The organism is Candidatus Cryosericum terrychapinii (assembly GCF_003570925.1).
Lineage (GTDB): Bacteria > Caldisericota > Caldisericia > Cryosericales > Cryosericaceae > Cryosericum > Cryosericum terrychapinii.
Genome location: NZ_QXIS01000028.1, coordinates 1 through 17,302 on the forward strand (window position 1 = coordinate 1; position 17,302 = coordinate 17,302).

Consider the following 17,302-nt stretch of genomic DNA (forward strand, 5'->3'; position numbering starts at 1 on the left):
GGCAACTACTGTCGCGGTGGCGCCTTCGACTGTGCTCTGCTGGCCACGGATGCCGTCGCCATCCTCCCGGAGGGGATGAGCAAAGAACGCTTCGACTGGCTGCGTGAGATCGGAACGAAGGAGGTCATCGGAACTCCTGGAACCGAGTCCAACGTCAAGGAGATTTACGACAAGGTACGCGAGCTGAAGACTACCCGTGGCGACAACATCGTCGTGTTCAATCAGTTCGAGGAATTCGGCAACGCACTGTGGCACTACGACATGACTGGTTCGGCATTTGAGCAGGTCTTCAACAGCATCAAGGGTCCGAGATCGCGCATGGCAGGCTATGTCTCCGCCACTGGCTCTGCGGGGACCATCAGCGCCGGCGAGTACCTGAAGAAGGTCTATCCATACAGCCATATCACGGCTGTTGAGGCTCTGCAGTGCCCGACCCTCTATGCAAACGGGTTTGGCGCGCACCGTATCGAGGGTATCGGCGACAAGCATGTCCCCTGGATCCATAACGTCCGCAATACCGATGCTGTGGCCGCCATCGACGACGAGTATCCGATGCATCTACTTCGCCTTTTTAATGAGGACTCAGGCAAAGCATACCTTGAGAAGAAGGGTGTCCCGCGCGAGATCATCGGGCAGCTCAACCTGATGGGCATCTCCTCTCTGGCAAACATGGTCGCGGCAATTAAGATGGCCAAATACGAGGAGATGGACGAGAACGATGTCGTCTTCACCGTGTTCACGGATTCCGCCGACCTGTACCTGTCACGCATCGAAGAACTGCGCGCCGAGTATGGCCCCTATACCGAGATGGACGCGGCGCTCGACTATGCGAAGTATCTCGAGGGCATTCTGACGGACTGGTATCGCGAGCTCAACTATCGCGACCGCAAGCAGCTGCACAATCTCAAGTACTTCACCTGGGTCGAACAGCAGGGGAAGACTGCGGAGGAACTGCGCGAACTGTGGGAGCCAGAGTTCTGGAATCAGATCTGGACTGCTGCTCCAGCGTTCGACAGACTCATCGACCAGTTCAATGAGAGGACGGGGCTGCTGGCAAAGCTGTAGTCAGTTGTTCGTTTGTCTTACCAGTATCTTGATATAAAGAGAGACAACAAACACCCAGGCATGAACCCACCTGGGTGTTTGTTTATGTTTTCGGCAAAATCGACTTTTCTCCACAGCCGCTGTTAATTATGTGGAAAACTGGTGGAATCACGTACGGTCGCGTGGTGGACAACCTGTCAAAGACTGTGGAAAACCCCCCACAAGATCGGGCTTCAGGCCACCGTTCCGATCTCCGCATCCCAGGTTCATTCCAGTAAAATATGCTCGTGGTAAGGCTGAATGGATCGAAAACGTACGGGATGCGGCATATTGTCCGAAATCATCTGTCAGGGCCACCTTTCGTGATGTGATGATCAACACCCGCTTCTAAAGCCACTTTACAGGTCTCCAATACAGAACGGACGGGAAACGGAGAACCGCCCATCTTTTGCAGTGAGCGGTCATCAAATTTGAGAGGAAAAGGGGCTATGCTTTCCCATCTTCGCCGGTTTGCAGGATGACTCCCTGGGCTGAGATGTCGAGGACGAATGTCTCAGCTCCTGCATCCAGCTCGATCATTGCCTTCTGCATCGCCCTGGCAACCTTCTCCGCCTTGGCGGGCTCAGCGAGAGCGGCGATGCTAGGCCCGGCTCCCGACAGAAAACTGCCATAGGCTCCGGCCCGCTCGGCGGCACGCGACACTTCGCAGAATCCGGTGACAAGCTTCTCACGGTAGTGCTGGTGGAGACGGTCATGAAGCGCGAACGACAGGAGGTCATAATTGCCACTGAAGATGCAGGCAGACAGCATCGAGGCACGACCGATGTTGAAGACCGCATCTCTGCGTGAATACATGTCAGGAAGACACGCTCGGGCCTTCTTTGTCGACAGGAAGCTGGACGGGACCATGACAACGACCTTGAGGTTCTGGGGAACGACCTTCATGTAGGCCACCTCGCTCTTGTCGCTCGCAGCGATGGTGAACCCGCCGACGAGTGATGCGGTGACGTTGTCGGGGTGTCCCTCGATGGCGATAGCGTACTTGAGGACTTTGCCGGTATCGAACTGCGTGTTTGTCATGACCTCGAAGCACGACAGGAGTCCCACGATGGCGCTGGCACTGGATCCCAGACCACGCGTCAGAGGAATGCCGGTGTGAACGTTGATGCTCACCGGTGGCAGATGTACTGATTCGGCGCGTTCGAAGTAGTCCATGACCTCGGTGACGAACTTGAAACCCTTCTCGTTGAGAACATCGGCGCCCATGCCTTCGAAGTGGATGCTCCACTTCTCTCCCGGAGAGAGCACCTCGACGATGTACGTACTGCGCATTTCGAGGGCTAGCCCAAAAGCGTCGAACCCTGGTCCCAGGTTGGCGGTGCTTGCAGGAACGCTGACTGTTACCTTATTGATCACGTTTTCTTCCCCCGGCGCAACCGCAATTCCTCGATACAGGTGTTGGCAGCGCGCGAACTATCGCAAAACGAACTACTTGACATATCTTACCACGTCCCATGCAATTGCAAGTTTCACTCTGCGTGATCGAATCTAAGCTTGACCAGCATTCTCCAGGAGATAGACTAAATTGGAGGTATATGACACCATGGCACATGAGCAGCTCACCTATCTTGGTCATTCGGCTTTCCTGATCACCACGTCGGCCGGCGACATCCTCATCGACCCATTCCTCTCGGGCAACCCTTCGGCATCCATCGGTCCCGACGACGTTCATCCAACCTACATCCTCGTGACGCACGGCCATTCCGATCACCTGGGCGATACCATCGCCATCGCCAGACGCACTGGGGCAACGGTCATCGGCCCGGCGGAACTCATCACCTACCTTACGGGCAAAGGGGTTTCGAATGTGCATCCCATGCACATCGGTGGCAATCACGTCTTCCCATTCGGTGAACTCTTCCTGACACAGGCTCTGCACGGCTCCTCGGTGACCGAGAACGGCCGCCTCATCTACACGGGAAATCCCTGCGGTTTTGTCGTCAAAACCGGGGAACGGACGACCTACCATGCCGGTGACACGGGCGTGTTTCTCGACATGGAGCTCATCGGTCGCCTGCACCCGCTGGACATCGCTCTTCTCCCTATTGGCGGCAACTTCACGATGGGCATCGACGACGCCGTAGAAGCGGTCAAGATGCTTGCACCATGCACTGTGATCCCCATGCACTATGGGACCTTCCCCCTCATCTCCGTTGACCCACAACTGTTCCGGACAAAGGTGGAGGCCTCGACGAGTGCCCATTGCGTAGTCCTGGAACCCGGACAGACATTCTGAACCAGGTGGCACCGGGCACCAGGATTCATCCTCGCGCGTTGACAGCAGGGGTCCGGCCGGTACACTCTTTTCCATGAGAGATCAGAGTCGTACCCCATTTTTTGATGCTGTTCAGTCGTACATCGGCAAGCACCGCGCCGGTCTCCACATGCCGGGGCACATGTCAGGTCAGGGCATTCATCCCCGCCTCAAGGAGTTCTGGGGCGAGAATGTGTTCCTTTCTGACTTGACGGAGGTCGAAGGACTCGACTACCTCCATCGCCCCATCGGCGTCGTCAAGGAAGCACAGGAGCTAGCCGCTGAAGCCTATGGCGCTATCGAATCTTTCTTCCTCGTCAACGGTTCGACAGTCGGAAACCAGGCAATGATCCTCTCGACCTGCGATCCCAACAACCGCGTCATCGTGCAGCGCAATTCGCACCGCTCGATGTATGGAGCGCTCATCCTCAACGAACTGCGTCCCATCTACCTTGAGGCCGAAGAAGACCGCCTGTTGCAGTTCCAGACGTTCCCATCCAAGAAAACGTTCGCGCGCGTGCTCCGCGATCACCCTGAAGCCAAAACCGTCTTTGTGACCAATCCCAACTACTTTGGCATCAGTTCGGACATCGACTACTACGTTCAGAAAGCGCACGCCACAGGACGTCGTATCCTGGTCGACGAAGCCCACGGGTCACACTTCCATTTTCACCAGGACCTTCCCAAGAGTGCTGTCGATGCGGGCGCCGACATGGTTGTCCAGAGCACGCACAAGACGCTTGCTGGCCTTACTCAGACCTCCATGCTGCATCTGGGCTCACGGCGAGTGGACAAGGAACTGGTACGAGCTACTCTCACGATGCTGGAGAGCTCGTCGCCCTCGTACATCCTCATGACGGCGCTCGACGTCGCCCGCATGCAGATGGCGACGAACGGTCACGACCTTCTTCAGCGAGCCATCGACCTCGCAGAAGATGCTCGCCGGCGTATCAACAACCTCGAGGGACTCTTTGCTCCAGGCAGGGAACGCGCTCACACCGAGGCCGTCTATGATGTCGACCTCACGAAGCTGACTGTTCATGTGTCGAGGCTGGGGCTGACTGGATTCCAGGTCGAGGATATCCTCAACAGAGACTACAACGTCGAAATCGAGTTGTCTGACCTTGAGAACATCCTGGCATTCATCACGATCGGGACACCCAGGGAAGCGGTCGAAATCCTCATCAAAGCACTCGAGGATATCTCACGCAAACGCCACGGCAAGACCTCGACCATCGCTCCGCCGCCACCCATCCCCAATATTCCCGAGATGGTCCTCTTCCCGTTCGAAGCATACTATGCCAAGAGGGAGCGCGTCCGCATGGAAGATTCCGTCGGGCGCATCATCGCGGAGCTCGTGACTCCCTATCCACCCGGCATCCCGATCACGGTCCCCGGGGAAGTCATGACACACGAATGCGTGGACTACATGGTGTTCATGCGCGACCACGGCGCCGACCTGCAGGGAATCATCGACAAGACGGCCAGGTACGTGCAGGTCGTCAAGGAGCGCTGATCGGTCGCTGGACCCGACCGTTGCCTCTCATGAAAACGCCCTGGCTCATAAGTCAGGGTGTTTGACATAGCTGAGGAGAGGTAGAGTCAGATAGCGGATGGCGGATGGATCCGGATGAACTCGGCTTTCTCGCGCAACTCCACAATCGAGCGCGCCCCGACATAACTGAGACTCTCGCGCACCTGCGTCGCAATGTGCGCCATGAGGTGGGAAGCAGTGTCCGGCGTTAGGGTGTTGAGGACGACGGCTGCGGCCCCGGCAGCAAGAGCCTTGACGACAGTCGCGGCAAAGCGCACACCCATGTTGCAGATGATCGGCCTCCCATAGAGGGACGCGACGTCCTCGACCTCCATCAGAGCGGACAGTTCGGGAACACCGACGCCAGACAGCTCCGTCGCCTCTGCAAAGGAACTGAACCCGCTGCCGACGACGACAATGTCCGCGCCGGCATCGATGACGTCTTTGGCTCCGGCGCGTGTCTGAACGTTGCCGACCATGAGTGGCAACCAGTCATACTCCGCTTTCACCGCCTGGATCTGGCGAAGAATCGTAAGGCGATCGGCATGCGGCACATCCACGACAATGATATCCGTCCACACTTCCGCAAGTGAACCTATCCATTCCAGCACACTGTCCCGTTCGAGATCGACAAGGGCACCTACCACCGGGCGGCCCTTGAGGTCGCAGGCTGCCCCGTCATCCTTGCACATGAGCTCCTTGACCTTGCGCACCTCGTGCGCCTGGTCCTCGACACTCCCGAACAGGGGAATGATGCCGATGCCGCCGGCTCGGGCTACAGTCGAAGCCAGACGATAGTCGGTCGCAGCCTGACGCGCCGAGGTGACGAAGGGAGAACGCAGCACAACGTTAGTGGAGAGCCTCGATTCAAGGCTTACATCGGATGCGCCGACCTCGCTTCGGCGGGGAAGAAGCATGACGTCGTCAAAGAACAAGCCTTCCCGAAGTCCCGGCATCCCGTCCTCCTACTTCCGGCTCCAGAGACCGAAGAAACCACGACGCTGTGACTGCTCCCGTTCCGCATCCTGAGGGACGGCTGGAGCCTCCACCTCGGCGGCGAGCCCGGCCTCCATGAATCCGTAGAGCACTTTCGACACGACGACGCTGCCCTTGCCGGTCTTCCTCGCGATCTCACGCATTGATGTCTTGCCGTCCAGGCTTGCCATCACCCACCACTGTTCCCTGGTAAGGGTCAGATCCTTTGTAGCGCCGTCTGCGCGCAGGGCATAGACCGCATCCAGAGAACCGAGTCGCTGCCGCATCGAATTCCACTCATCGAGAGCGGCCGTTACCTGAAGGACGATGTCCGCAATCAGCACGGACTGGTCTCTGGTTTTTGCCGTCTCGCCGCTCGCGAAAGAGAAATCTCCTTCCCGGAGACTGAACAAGTCGACAAGGGAGCTGTATGCCGTACCGGCACCAACCTCGAAATGGACTATTCGCGAGTCCTCAATGTAGAACGTCGCCTGGACGCGCCCGCCAAAGATCGACGTCCCCGCGAGATTGAGGCGGCCAGTCCCTTTGCCCTGCACAATCGTCTGGAGGACTTCGTCCACCTGACAGTTGCCGAACTTCCCCTCAATCATCCTTGACCCCCGGTTCCACAGCGTATGATCTATATTTATTGTACTGTGGTGCGCAGCATTTTACAACGTTCTCGTTGCATCCTCCGAGGCCTCCGGTATACTGGCAGTGTGTCCATACTCCTGCGGAATATTCTGCATATCTTCCTCATCACCATCATCCCGGGCGTCGAGGTTCGCGGTGCATTGCCGTATGCCATCGGCATTCTCAAGATGCCCGTGTGGGAGGCGCTGCTGGTCGCAACGCTTGCGAACCTGTGCATCGCGCCGCTGTTCTACCTCCTGGAGAAACCCCTTCTTGCGGTCGCATCCCGGTGGGCATGGTTCCAGCACTACCGCACGCGTCTCGCTGTGCGCAGCAAGTCCTCTCTGGCCAAGTACGGGCTCTTCATCGGTCTCGCCCTGTTTGTAGCCATCCCGCTGCCAGGTACTGGCGCCTACACCGGGTGTCTCATCGCCGAGATCACACGGATGAAAAGGGGGCAGGCCATTACGTCCATCTCGCTGGGAGTTCTGGGAGCGTGCACGATCGTGTTCCTCGTGTCGGTCGGCGTCATCAAGGGCATTCTGGCGAAGTGGTTCTGAGCATCGAATTGTTCCACGTGGAACAGTAACCGGAGGACCCCATGGATACTGCTGGTAAGCTTAATTCAACACAGCTTCTTCCTGTCGTACGGAAGTCAATGAATGACTTCGCTGCTGCACTGCCTATCAGGGAGAGGCCAGCGATATGCACCAACACGTTCTGCGCGGGGCTGGCATCGTTTCTGACCTTGCTTGTCCAGACAAACAAAGTCATGAACTTGACGTCTGACGCCGATCCCGGGCACCTGCTGGCGACGCACATTCGCGACTCGCTTGCGCCTTTGCTTGTGGGTCTCGAGGCCCCGCACTCGCTCCTCGACATCGGAACGGGAGGAGGCTTCCCAGCCGTCCCCCTTGCACTCGCCTGGCCAACCACGACGGTCACAATGTCCGAATCGATCGGCAAGAAGGCACATTTCCTGGAGAGCCTGGTGAGCAGCGTGCCCCTTCCTGGAGCACGTGTCATCCATGGACGTGTCGAAGACCACGCGAGCGCCCTGCCCGAACGAGCGTTCAACATGATCACCGCCAGGAGCGTCGCCCATATTGCGACAGTCCTCCAGTACGCTCTCCCTCTCCTTGCGAGCAACGGCAGACTGGTCCTGTGGAAAGGAGAAAGGGACCTCGCCGAACTCCAGGACCCACCGTTCGTGGCTACACTGCATCGCGTCCACTGTACGGCGACGGTTCTCGACTATGTCCTGCCGGGTGTTGAACGCAATTCCAAGCTCGTCATACTGCAGGTGACTCCGACCCTCAGCGGCCGGTCGTCCAGGAGGAACGGCTCGTGAGAATCATCGCCATTGCCAACCAGAAGGGTGGTGTAGGCAAGACGACCACCGCACTGTCGCTCGCCGCATCGCTCGCCGAGCTCAACCATCACGTCCTGCTTATCGACTTCGACCCACAGGCTAATGCAACCACAGGCCTTGGGTTCAACGCAGCGGAACTCACTTCCAACATCTACACGTGCCTGTTGTCCGGCGATCCGATCGAGAATGCCATCCGGCCCAGCCATGAACGCAACCTCTCGCTGGTCCCTTCGTCGATCAACCTGGCGGGCGCTGAGCTGGAACTAGCTGACATGGATCGCCGCGAGTACGTCCTTCAGAGCCGCTTGGCTTCCCTCGACGGGTCCTGGGATTACATCATCATCGACAGTCCTCCGTCGCTGGGGCTTCTGACCCTCAACACGCTGACAGCGGCCCACGAAGTCATTGTCCCCATCCAGAGCGAATACTATGCACTGGAAGGGTTGACGAACCTGCTGCGGACGATCAGCCTGGTCAAGCAGCGTCTGAACCCGAACCTTGCCCTCCTGGGCATCCTGGTAACCATGTTCGACAAACGAACCATCCTGTCTGCACAGGTTAAGGATGAGCTCGTCAAGCACTTCGGAGAAACCGTCTTCACCGCTGTCATCCCCAGGAGCATACGCATGAGCGAAGCGCCCAGCTATGGCAAGACCATCCTGGAATACGACACGCTTTCCACCGGTGCCGAGGCGTACCGGCATCTCGCCAAGGAGGTAGAACATCGTGAACAATAGTAAGCGTCTTGGGCGAGGACTTGACGCTCTCTTCGCCAACGAACCGACGCAGCCCACCGTGACAGGCGACAGGGGGGTTCGCATGCTTCGCACTGACCAGATCGCCTCTTCACCGCTGCAGCCGCGCCGCCGCTTCGATGAGGCAGCACTCGCAACGCTGGGCGAGAGTATCCGCAAACACGGCATCCTCGAGCCCATTATCGTGCGCCCTCGGGACGGCCGGTTCGAGATCGTCGCCGGGGAACGTCGCTTTCAGGCTGCCGTTCACCTTGGCCTGGAAGAACTTCCGGTAACAGTCCGCGACCTCGACGATCGCACAGCAATGGAGATCGCTCTCTCAGAGAACCTGGAACGCGAGGACCTCTCACCTATCGAAGTCGCCGTCTCCTTCAGCGACTACCTCACCAAATTCGCGACGACCCAGGACGACCTCGCACAGCGTCTCGGCAAGGACCGAAGCACTGTCGCCAACCTCATCCGCCTGCTGGACCTTCCGGAGGTCGCACGTACTGCCCTCAACAACAAGACCATCACCGCCGGACATGCCCGCGCACTCCTGCCACTCAAAGACCAGCGGCAGTTTGGTACGGTGCTGGCAGAGGTGATCCGCAAGCAGCTCTCGGTTCGCCAGACGGAAGCACTTGTCCGCCGCCTGCTGACGAAGAAGCCTCGTGAGGGCGCTGTGCATGACGAGGCGTTGCGCAACATCCAGGAGACTATGCAGAAACTGCTGGCCACTCGTGTCAACATTCGGGGACAGGTCAACAAGGGCGTCATCGAGATCAGCTACTTCAATCAGGAAGACCTCTTGCGCATCCTCGGAATCCTGAACTCCCAGGAAGCCGCCACAGACAAGGCCGGCCCCACAAACTGACCCCGCGACCACTATCTGTGACAACACCCCGGCTTGCGCCGGGGTGTTGCAGTTTCAACAGCGAGAAGGCAGCTCAGGAATCAAGACTCTCTTCGGCACCGCGGTAGTACTGGACGACTCCCTTCTGCGTGTCGCCAGCTCGTGTGCCTGCAACCGTGAAATCGAAGCCGTCTGACTTGAGGTCGTCGATGAAGCGGTCGATCTCGCGGTCCACCGTCTCCAATTGCACGTTCGGATAATTGAACATAGTGCCTCCGGGCGTCTCATTGTAGAACGGGCGGTTGCATCCCGGGCATCCATGTGTCACAAACACAAAATGCCTGTGCAGGAATGACCGCACCTGACCTTCATTGAGGCCGAGGCCATGGATGCTCTTCCGAGCGTTGTAGGCGACGCAGACATGCTCTTCTTCCTGCCAATCCAACAACCCTTGTAGCAACTGAAGCTTCCGATAGGACACCAGCGCCGGCGGGGCGCCGTGCTCCATACGAGTGCCGCGAACCGGGGTAAAGGCAAACAACGACACCAGGACGCCCACCCGGTGCAGCTCGAGCATCAGCTCGGCAGCCTCCATCTCGTCCTCTCCCAGCCCAATAATCAGATGTGTCGAGATACGGCCGCGATACTGCCTGCCCAGCCCCTTGACCAGCGATATCGAATCGAATAGGGACCCACCCCGAAGCTGAGGATAGAGGCGCTCGGAGCAGCAGTCGATCGCTACACCAATACGCTGCACGCCTGCAGCAAACAGCTGGTCCGCCTCTTCGAACGTGGTCACCCTGTACGACACGGAGATCGGAACATCGCTTGCCTGGCGGATCCGTGGCACAAGCGCGAGCAGTTGCCTCAGCACTCCGCGTGAAGCCGTTGTCTGGAAACAGACCCTCTGGAATGCTCCAGGTTGTGCGACAAGCGCATCAACCAGCTCTTCCTCGCCGACCTCAGGCCAGCTGATGCGTGAAAGCCGGCTGTGATCGCCAATGACACCGCGCCCCTGTCCACAGTAGGCACAGTCGCCGGAACACTGCCCCCCGACCATGAGGTATGCCGTGGTGGGCGACGCAGCCATCCGGATATCCCTCAGGCCCAGGACAACCAGCGTGCCAATGCTTGCCCGCAGACTCACCGGCTCACCTGCCTGCATTCGCACGTCACTTGTAGAAGACACAGCATTCCTCCACCTGTTCCGCATCCTCTGCACTCGACTTCACGCCGACGACGCCCCGGAACTGGTACTGTCCCGCCAGATGCTCCAGCTGCTCACCATAGCCGGCAACTCTGGGATGCATGCAGCCCAGTACGAAGTCTGTCGCCCGAAGCTTCAGCCTCGCATAGGCGAACACCGACTCCACCGCATCGATCGGAACAACAGGCACGTTGCCGTAAATCGTCCCCTCCGTGGGGATGAGGACCAGAAAGACCAGCGACGCCGGCTGAAAGGCAATCAGTGAATCGATCGCCGCATACTCTCCGACAACGATGCCGCCCTTGAGACCGATCGTGAGGTGAAGGTTAACCCGCTGCTTTGCGGACCTGAGTGCCTCCGAACCACCCGCTGCCGAGAACGCGTCCACCCAACCCCGGGCTGTGTGCAGGTAGTCGGTGCCGGACCGCTGCAGATGGTAGACATCATGGATAGTCCCGTCATCCCACACATAGTCGAGGGAAACCTTGTCGAAATAGGGTGACAACGCACGGACATCCTCGTCCGACTGCAAGCCAACGTGAGCATTGATGCGTATTCCCTGCTCATGGACCCATTCAATGAATGCCAGATGTTCCATCAGCGGCAGGCGCCCGTGGGGATCACTTCCACCGGACAGAAGGATGCTCCGATACTCGCCCGATTCGAGCACGCGACGGGCCGCAGATACAGGAACCATGTGCTGAAGGTAGTGTCCGTTGCAGTGGTTGCAGTGCAGTGCGCATTCCTCGCCCGTGACGGACACGGAGAGTGTCCGCCTGGGGACGCAATTGAAGACCAGGTCTCTCAGGTCTTCCGCCCTATCTGGGGCATATCGTTGGCAATGACGAGGGAGATGCTGAGCTTGTCAGTAACCGCGATGGCCTGATATGCCGTATTGATGGTGGAGAGGACCGTATCCATCTCTCCATAGCAGCTCACCGCCATGTTTCCGACGACACACAGAACGCCAGCTGCCTCCAGTGCACTCTCGAATTCCTTGATCACCGCCGCCGTTCTCGAACCATCGTACGGAAACAGAATTGCTTGGACCTCAACGTTCACTAAATGACCTTCCTTTTCAGCCCCAGCAGGGGCGAATTATAGATTGTCGAGATCGTCGAGAGAAGCGGACAGCACAGCGATGACCTGTGAATCCCAGCGTCCCTCGTCAGTCTCCTTGTGAAGGATCTCCAGAGCCTGATCGCGCGTGAACGCCGGACGATATGTCCGGTCACTTATCAACGCCTCATAGCTGTCGGCCACACTGACGATACGAACGAACCGGGAGACCTGATCCCCCTTCAGACCGTCGGGATACCCCGAACCGTCCATCTTCTCATGATGATGCCGGACGATATCGGCCACCTCGCCGAATCCATGGACGGGTTTGATGATCTTCTCCCCGTACTCGCTATGTCGCTGCATCTCGGCCCACTCTGAGGGATCGAGCTTGCCCGGCTTGAAGAGGATCTCTCTGCGTATGACCAGCTTGCCAACATCGTGCAGCGAACCGGCCATCTCCAGGACCCATAGCCCGTGCCCCTGGACTCCCATCCTCTTGCCAAGGATGACGCTGATACTTGCGACCTTCTGGTTGTGACGTGGCTCCGTGGCCTCCGTCAGTTCAATGGCGTTCGTGATAACGCCAACGACCTCGGACAACGCAAAGCGCTGTTTGGTCATGCCTCTCAGTCGCATCAGGGAACGCATGCGCACGCGCAGTTCTTCCCACGACACAGGTTTGTTGAGAAACTCGTCAGCACCGCTCTCGAACCCCTTGAGCTTGTCCACGAGCCCCGACAGCACCGTCAGCATGATGACGGGCGTCGTGCCCAGCCGCTCCGTCGCACGAATCTCCTTCACGACCTCGAACCCGTTGATGTCAGGAAGAAGCCCATCCAGCAGAATGACGTCGAAGTTGCCGGTGGCCGCCTGCTCGATGCCTTCCCGACCCGTCTGAACCCAGGTGACCTGGTACCCCCAACTGCCCAGCTGCTCCGACAGCGCCGTCCCATCGATTGCACTGTCCTCGACGATAAGCACGGGCGCCTGATCGCCCTCTCCCTGACGTTCGCGCGAGAAGAAAACCAGCTCGACCCTCCGAATCATATCGTCGTAGGTGATGGGTTTAACAACATAGTCGAACGCCCCCATCTGCATCGCCTTCATGACGTTGTCGTCCTTGCTGATGGCAGACACGACGATGATGGGGATGTTCTTGGTCGACAGAGTGGTGCGAAGAGTCTCGAGGACTGTCAGGCCGGTGATGTCCGGGAGGCGGAGATCCAGCAGGATAAGGCCGGGCTGTTCCTTGACGGCCAAGTCAATGCCTTCCCAGCCAGTGCTTGCGGTGACGGCTGCATAGCCCGCTCGTCGCAACATGTCTCCGTACAGACGCAGGCTTTCGATGTCGTCGTCGACTACCAACACCTTTCGTTCCACCAGCGCACCCCCGGTTCTGTCCTTGTTCATCATCCGCTTCCAACAAACGCGCGGAACCAAATCTCCCACTGCACTCCCCACAACGCTCTAATAGAGTATTATGTATACATCTGAACAAAAAGCAATTCCGGACAGAATGGCTGCAAGCTCGGGAAACACAGGAAGCCGGACCTCGGAGGCACCAATGCGTACGTTCACCGAAACGGACTTATGTGACCTGACTCACCAGAACGGAGAGTCCAGGGAACAGGCAGCCATGTCCTCTGATGCCCATTCGACCCTGGTCGTTCACTCGGCCTCCGGCCACTCGGGCAAGACAACGATCTGCCGATCGCTCGTACGAGACCTTCCTTTTGAGGTGTATATCAAGCTGTCGCGCCATAGCCTGCACCTCGCAACACATTCGCTGGCAGCTGGAACACTGCCCATCGAAGGAGGCGATACTGGACGCCTGAGCCAGTCGGAGCGCTCCCCATGGTTGCGGCCGTTGCGTGACATCATTCTCTTCGACGGACCTTATCAGGAGACAGAGAAGGCGGTGGCCACGACCCTTCAGCAATGGCCCCTGGAGACACGTGTCCTCATCGAAGGCAACTGCTCATCTGTCCCGGAAAGGTCGCGCTATATGTACGTCCTGCGCTGTCCCCTTCTGCAGAGTGCCAAGCCCAACATGGGCATCATGGCTGCCCGGGCAGACCTGCTCGTCGTGAACAGGTTCCCTGGCCGTACACCGGCCGAAGAAGCCGCCCTCCTTGCACTCCTCAGAGACTGGAACCCGCACGCGAACCAGATGTCAGGATCCGTACAGGACGCGGTGTTCATCGAGACCGTCGAAGCGGCTGTCCTCGACCTTCTCCCGTTACTGCGCTCCGCTTGAAAATGCACTCCTGCATGACACACTGTACTGTCGGTGCCTGCTGCCGGCAGAATCAGGAACCAGGAGGTTCCCATGGAAGAAGTTGCACAGGAAGTCCGCGATGAGCTGCTCAAGGCGGCAACCGACGGATTTATCGATTGCGGCAAAGCAATAGTTATCGCCCGCAAACTGAACATCGACCCCAGAGTCGTGGGCAAGGCCTGCGATTTGCTGCACATACGAGTCCGCTCCTGTTCACTCGGCCTGTTCGACTAGCCAGTGCCAGCACCCATCATCCTCGCCACTGCCACCGCAGTAGTGGCGGTCCTGCTGACGCCGTTTTCACTCCTCGTCAACTTCATGCCACTCCAGAGACTCCTGCTTTCCATGGTCGGCACAACGGGAGGTGCGGTGCCTCGCTTTGACGTGGCTGAAGCCGTCCGCCGCGTGACAGATCTGCTCAAGTACCTTGCGCTCCGTAGACCTCTGCCAAACGATGGCTTCTACTCGCCCCTGGAGCTTGCCCACATGGGCGACGTCCAGGCGATCTTCCAAGGCGTCTATTTGACAGCGTTTGTCTCATGTCTGCTGACAGTTGTCCTTGTCGTTCTCCTTCGCAGAAATGGGCGCGACGTTCGCCGCGTTGCCCGGGCAGCCGGCATCACTGTGCTCGCTCTCGTTGCCGCTCTGGGCACCGCCTCGGTCACCATCGGCTTTGATGCATTGTTCATCACCTTCCACGAGCTCGCCTTTGCGAACAACTTCTGGCTCCTCCCTGAAGACTCCGGACTCATCCGCCTGTTTCCCGAGAATTACTTCATGAGCTACTTCTTCGTCACACTCGGCGCGAGCCTCATCGCCGCCATTTTCCTCACGATTCTGTCACGCCGGAGGCGCACCCTCCGGCTTTAACCATCGCCCATTGCTGATATACTCCTTAGGTAAGCAACCAAGCACAGCCCCGCTGTGTATAACAAAGGAGATAACCATGGAACAACGTGCTGAAATCGGGATCATCGGGGGTTCCGGATTCTATTCTCTACTCGAAAACGCGCAGGACATCAACGTCGAAACGCCCTATGGTGCACCGTCAGACCTCATCTCGCTTGGCGAGATCGCGGGCCGAAAGGTCGCGTTCCTACCCCGCCACGGCAGGCACCATCAGCTTCCACCTCACATGATCAACTACCGCGCCAACATCTGGGCTCTCAAGTCTCTTGGTGTCCGACATATCATCGCTCCTACCGCCGTCGGTTCACTGCAGCCAGACATCAAGGTGGGTGACCTCGTCGTCACCGACCAGTTCATCGACCGGACGCGCCGCGCTGATACGACGTTCTACAACGGGCCTGTCGTCACCCACGTCTCCACGGCCGATCCGTACTGTCCCGTCCTGAACAGGATCGCAGTCGCGACAATCAGGAGCCTGGACTTGCCCGTGCACAATGGCGGCACCTGTGTCGTCATCGAGGGACCACGGTTCTCCACCAAGGCCGAGAGCAACTGGTTCACCCGCATGGGCTGGCACACTGTCAACATGACACAGTATCCCGAAGTCACCCTGGCCCGCGAGCAGGCGATGTGCTACTGCAATATCTCGGTCATCACGGACTATGACGCCGGGCTGGTCGCAGAGGGAGCAGTCGACCCCGTCAGCAACGAAGCGGTCATCAAGGCATTCACAGCCAACCTCAAGAACCTTGTGACGATCATCGAGAAGATGATTCCACAGATCCCTGGAGAGAGCGAAGACTGCACTTGTTTCCACGCCCTGGAGGGTGCCAGCATCGGCTAACCTATGCTTCCAATCCGCGACGACACCCCATCCCGCACGTTTCCGCTGGTCACGTTCCTGCTGATCCTGGCCAACGGTCTCGTGTGGCTATGGGAACTGTCCCTTGGCGGGGGAGCGGCTCTGAACCACTTCTACTACCAGTTCGGTTTCGTCCCCGGCGTCCTGACGGGTACCTATCAGGCCCCGTCGTGGGCGATAGCCCCGTATTTCCTGACGACCCTGACATCGATGTTCATCCACGGCAGCTGGGGCCACATCCTCGGCAACATGTTGTTCCTGTGGATCTTTGGCAACAACATCGAGGATCATCTCGGCCACAGCAAGTACCTGCTGTTCTACCTGGCGAGTGGCGTGGTGGCCGCCTTGGTTCAGTTGCTTTCCGGACCTACCTCCGAGGTCCCTACCATCGGGGCGAGCGGCGCCATCGCCGCAGTCATGGGAGCGTACTTCTTCCTGTATCCAAAAGCCAAGGTTCAGACCCTGGTCTTTTTCATCTTCATCGCAATCGTGCGTCTGCCTGCCTGGATCTTCCTCGGCATCTGGTTCGTGATGCAGCTGTTCGAGGGTACGTTCGGCGCCGCTCAGGGAGTCGCTGTATGGGCGCATGTGGGAGGTTTCCTGTTTGGCGTTGTGATTGCATGGATCAGCAGCAGGCGAGGACGGACCCGCACAGAGTACGAGGTCTGAGGAGGGACACATGCACATCCTTGTCACCAATGACGACGGGCTGTGGGCACAGGGGATCCAGGCTCTCGTCGCGGCAATCCCTGCGGATAACACCATTTCGGTCGTCGCGCCCGCATCTCCCCAGAGCGCCAAAGGACACTCCCTTACCATGCACAAGCCTCTGCGCGTCACCAAGGTTGAGGAATATGTCCATCCCGGTGTCGAAGCGTGGGCTGTCTCAGGCACTCCCGTTGATTGCATGATGCTGGGCCTCGACACACTAGTGAAACAGAAGGTGGACATGGTCTTCTCCGGTATCAACCATGGTGACAACCTGGGCGACGACCTGCCCTACTCCGGTACGGTATCGGGCGCCTATGAAGCATTTCTGTCTGGGTATCCCAGTGTAGCCTTCTCCACGGCATTCTCACGGACAGGAAGCACTGGATTCGATTTCAGCCCCATCACCTGGTTCCTGCAGAAGATGCTCCCTCTCATCCCGGGGCTCATTGGGATCAACCAGCCTCTCACGAAGAGCTTCAGTCACGAACTCAACGGAAGCCTGTTCCTCAATGTCAACGCGCCCAACTGTCCGGTTTCTGAAGTCAAGGGAATCCGGGTTGTCCCTCAGGGACGCCGCCGCTACGCGCATCGTGTCACCGCCAGCGTGGACCAGTTTGGAGCCCCCATCTACTGGATAGGGGGAGATATCCCGTCGATACCGCAGGAGGGAACCGATGTGACCGCCGTAGCCGACGGATACATTAGTATCACGCCCCTGGGTATCGACCTGACGGACTACGTCCTCTTGGAGCGGATGCAGCAACTTGGCACGTTCGCCGGTCTCACGCCGGCCTCGCAGTAGACACATCGA

At 58.5% G+C, this 17,302-nt stretch carries 20 protein-coding genes; 13 read left to right on the forward strand and 7 right to left on the reverse strand.

Annotated features, from left to right (window positions below; translation table 11 throughout):
* Nucleotides 1-1,065, forward strand: a 1,065-nt coding sequence (locus SMC7_RS04475) for a pyridoxal-phosphate dependent enzyme (protein WP_119089151.1), incomplete at its 5' end; no start/stop codon positions are given.
* Nucleotides 1,066-1,530: 465 nt separating this feature from the next.
* Here the strand turns inward: SMC7_RS04475 and thrB are convergent.
* Complete coding sequence (gene thrB, locus SMC7_RS04480) at nucleotides 1,531-2,460, reverse strand: homoserine kinase (protein ID WP_165845139.1); 930 nt, start codon at nucleotides 2,458-2,460, stop codon at nucleotides 1,531-1,533.
* Nucleotides 2,461-2,647: 187 nt separating this feature from the next.
* Here thrB and SMC7_RS04485 point away from each other — a divergent pair, with 187 nt between their 5' ends.
* Both SMC7_RS04485 and SMC7_RS04490 read left to right on the forward strand, forming a co-directional pair.
* The gene (locus tag SMC7_RS04485) at nucleotides 2,648-3,340 is read left to right on the forward strand and encodes a metal-dependent hydrolase (protein WP_119089153.1); all 693 of its coding nucleotides are present in this window, start codon (nucleotides 2,648-2,650) and stop codon (nucleotides 3,338-3,340) included.
* Between the two features lie 73 nt (nucleotides 3,341-3,413).
* On the forward strand, nucleotides 3,414-4,874 hold the full coding sequence (locus SMC7_RS04490) for an aminotransferase class I/II-fold pyridoxal phosphate-dependent enzyme (RefSeq protein WP_119089154.1): 1,461 nt from the start codon (nucleotides 3,414-3,416) through the stop codon (nucleotides 4,872-4,874).
* Between the two features lie 86 nt (nucleotides 4,875-4,960).
* On the opposite strand, the gene SMC7_RS04495 is transcribed toward SMC7_RS04490, so the two are convergent.
* Together SMC7_RS04495 and SMC7_RS04500 are read right to left on the reverse strand one after the other, a co-directional pair.
* Nucleotides 4,961-5,848, reverse strand: a complete 888-nt coding sequence (locus SMC7_RS04495) for an IMP dehydrogenase (protein ID WP_119089155.1) — start codon at nucleotides 5,846-5,848, stop codon at nucleotides 4,961-4,963.
* 9 nt (nucleotides 5,849-5,857) lie between these two features.
* The gene (locus SMC7_RS04500) at nucleotides 5,858-6,478 is read right to left on the reverse strand and encodes a DUF4388 domain-containing protein (RefSeq protein WP_119089156.1); all 621 of its coding nucleotides are present in this window, start codon (nucleotides 6,476-6,478) and stop codon (nucleotides 5,858-5,860) included.
* 108 nt (nucleotides 6,479-6,586) lie between these two features.
* Between SMC7_RS04500 and SMC7_RS04505 the strand changes: the two genes are divergently transcribed.
* The 4 genes from SMC7_RS04505 to SMC7_RS04520 are packed head-to-tail and all read left to right on the forward strand — an operon-like array spanning nucleotide 6,587 to nucleotide 9,483.
* Complete coding sequence (locus tag SMC7_RS04505) at nucleotides 6,587-7,060, forward strand: COG2426 family protein (RefSeq protein WP_165845140.1); 474 nt, start codon at nucleotides 6,587-6,589, stop codon at nucleotides 7,058-7,060.
* 41 nt (nucleotides 7,061-7,101) lie between these two features.
* Nucleotides 7,102-7,851 (forward strand): 16S rRNA (guanine(527)-N(7))-methyltransferase RsmG, encoded by a 750-nt coding sequence (gene rsmG / locus SMC7_RS04510; RefSeq protein WP_119089158.1) that lies wholly within the window; start codon nucleotides 7,102-7,104, stop codon nucleotides 7,849-7,851.
* Nucleotides 7,848-8,609, forward strand: a complete 762-nt coding sequence (locus SMC7_RS04515; protein WP_119089159.1) for a ParA family protein — start codon at nucleotides 7,848-7,850, stop codon at nucleotides 8,607-8,609. Before rsmG ends, SMC7_RS04515 begins: the two co-directional genes overlap by 4 nt.
* Nucleotides 8,599-9,483 carry a ParB/RepB/Spo0J family partition protein gene (locus tag SMC7_RS04520; RefSeq protein WP_119089160.1) on the forward strand — a complete coding sequence of 295 codons (885 nt, stop codon included), beginning with the start codon at nucleotides 8,599-8,601 and terminating at the stop codon, nucleotides 9,481-9,483. The genes SMC7_RS04515 and SMC7_RS04520 overlap by 11 nt, the downstream gene beginning before the upstream one ends.
* Nucleotides 9,484-9,556: 73 nt before the next feature.
* Here SMC7_RS04520 and SMC7_RS04525 read toward each other — a convergent pair whose 3' ends face one another.
* The 4 genes from SMC7_RS04525 to SMC7_RS04540 are packed head-to-tail and all read right to left on the reverse strand — an operon-like array spanning nucleotide 9,557 to nucleotide 13,141.
* Nucleotides 9,557-10,651: a radical SAM protein gene (locus SMC7_RS04525; RefSeq protein ID WP_126850725.1), complete on the reverse strand. Its 1,095-nt coding sequence runs from the start codon at nucleotides 10,649-10,651 to the stop codon at nucleotides 9,557-9,559.
* Nucleotides 10,635-11,432: a hypothetical protein gene (locus SMC7_RS04530; RefSeq protein WP_119089162.1), complete on the reverse strand. Its 798-nt coding sequence runs from the start codon at nucleotides 11,430-11,432 to the stop codon at nucleotides 10,635-10,637. The genes SMC7_RS04525 and SMC7_RS04530 overlap by 17 nt, the downstream gene beginning before the upstream one ends.
* A 41-nt stretch (nucleotides 11,433-11,473) precedes the next feature.
* Nucleotides 11,474-11,731 (reverse strand): hypothetical protein, encoded by a 258-nt coding sequence (locus SMC7_RS04535; protein WP_119089163.1) that lies wholly within the window; start codon nucleotides 11,729-11,731, stop codon nucleotides 11,474-11,476.
* A gap of 36 nt (nucleotides 11,732-11,767) precedes the next feature.
* Nucleotides 11,768-13,141: a response regulator gene (locus tag SMC7_RS04540; protein WP_165845141.1), complete on the reverse strand. Its 1,374-nt coding sequence runs from the start codon at nucleotides 13,139-13,141 to the stop codon at nucleotides 11,768-11,770.
* Between the two features lie 154 nt (nucleotides 13,142-13,295).
* Here SMC7_RS04540 and SMC7_RS04545 point away from each other — a divergent pair, with 154 nt between their 5' ends.
* The 6 genes from SMC7_RS04545 to surE all read left to right on the forward strand — a co-directional run bounded on the left by SMC7_RS04545 (nucleotide 13,296) and on the right by surE (nucleotide 17,293).
* A complete protein-coding gene (locus SMC7_RS04545) occupies nucleotides 13,296-13,988 on the forward strand; it encodes a hypothetical protein (RefSeq protein ID WP_119089165.1) in 693 nt (230 codons plus the stop codon).
* Between the two features lie 72 nt (nucleotides 13,989-14,060).
* A complete protein-coding gene (locus tag SMC7_RS04550; RefSeq protein ID WP_119089166.1) occupies nucleotides 14,061-14,243 on the forward strand; it encodes a hypothetical protein in 183 nt (60 codons plus the stop codon).
* 3 nt (nucleotides 14,244-14,246) lie between these two features.
* Nucleotides 14,247-14,879, forward strand: coding sequence for a DUF1461 domain-containing protein (locus SMC7_RS04555; RefSeq protein WP_119089167.1), 633 nt, complete (start codon nucleotides 14,247-14,249; stop codon nucleotides 14,877-14,879).
* A 76-nt stretch (nucleotides 14,880-14,955) separates the two neighbouring features.
* The gene (locus tag SMC7_RS04560; protein ID WP_119089168.1) at nucleotides 14,956-15,762 is read left to right on the forward strand and encodes an S-methyl-5'-thioadenosine phosphorylase; all 807 of its coding nucleotides are present in this window, start codon (nucleotides 14,956-14,958) and stop codon (nucleotides 15,760-15,762) included.
* Between the two features lie 3 nt (nucleotides 15,763-15,765).
* On the forward strand, nucleotides 15,766-16,449 hold the full coding sequence (locus SMC7_RS04565) for a rhomboid family intramembrane serine protease (protein WP_119089169.1): 684 nt from the start codon (nucleotides 15,766-15,768) through the stop codon (nucleotides 16,447-16,449).
* A 10-nt stretch (nucleotides 16,450-16,459) separates the two neighbouring features.
* On the forward strand, nucleotides 16,460-17,293 hold the full coding sequence (gene surE / locus SMC7_RS04570; protein WP_119089170.1) for a 5'/3'-nucleotidase SurE: 834 nt from the start codon (nucleotides 16,460-16,462) through the stop codon (nucleotides 17,291-17,293).
* The last annotated feature ends 9 nt before the right edge of the window (nucleotides 17,294-17,302 follow it).

What these genes read in the sequence shown, in the direction of transcription:
- SMC7_RS04485 (WP_119089153.1), top strand. Translation starts at nt 2,648, where the DNA reads ATGGCACATGAGCAGCTCACCTATCTTGGTCATTCGGCTTTCCTGATC.
- SMC7_RS04495 (WP_119089155.1), bottom strand. Translation starts at nt 5,848, where the DNA reads ATGCCGGGACTTCGGGAAGGCTTGTTCTTTGACGACGTCATGCTTCTT.
- SMC7_RS04540 (WP_165845141.1), bottom strand. Translation starts at nt 13,141, where the DNA reads ATGAACAAGGACAGAACCGGGGGTGCGCTGGTGGAACGAAAGGTGTTG.
- SMC7_RS04550 (WP_119089166.1), top strand. Translation starts at nt 14,061, where the DNA reads ATGGAAGAAGTTGCACAGGAAGTCCGCGATGAGCTGCTCAAGGCGGCA.
- rsmG (WP_119089158.1), top strand. Translation starts at nt 7,102, where the DNA reads ATGGATACTGCTGGTAAGCTTAATTCAACACAGCTTCTTCCTGTCGTA.
- SMC7_RS04560 (WP_119089168.1), top strand. Translation starts at nt 14,956, where the DNA reads ATGGAACAACGTGCTGAAATCGGGATCATCGGGGGTTCCGGATTCTAT.
- SMC7_RS04545 (WP_119089165.1), top strand. Translation starts at nt 13,296, where the DNA reads ATGCGTACGTTCACCGAAACGGACTTATGTGACCTGACTCACCAGAAC.
- SMC7_RS04490 (WP_119089154.1), top strand. Translation starts at nt 3,414, where the DNA reads ATGAGAGATCAGAGTCGTACCCCATTTTTTGATGCTGTTCAGTCGTAC.
- SMC7_RS04500 (WP_119089156.1), bottom strand. Translation starts at nt 6,478, where the DNA reads ATGATTGAGGGGAAGTTCGGCAACTGTCAGGTGGACGAAGTCCTCCAG.
- surE (WP_119089170.1), top strand. Translation starts at nt 16,460, where the DNA reads ATGCACATCCTTGTCACCAATGACGACGGGCTGTGGGCACAGGGGATC.
- SMC7_RS04565 (WP_119089169.1), top strand. Translation starts at nt 15,766, where the DNA reads ATGCTTCCAATCCGCGACGACACCCCATCCCGCACGTTTCCGCTGGTC.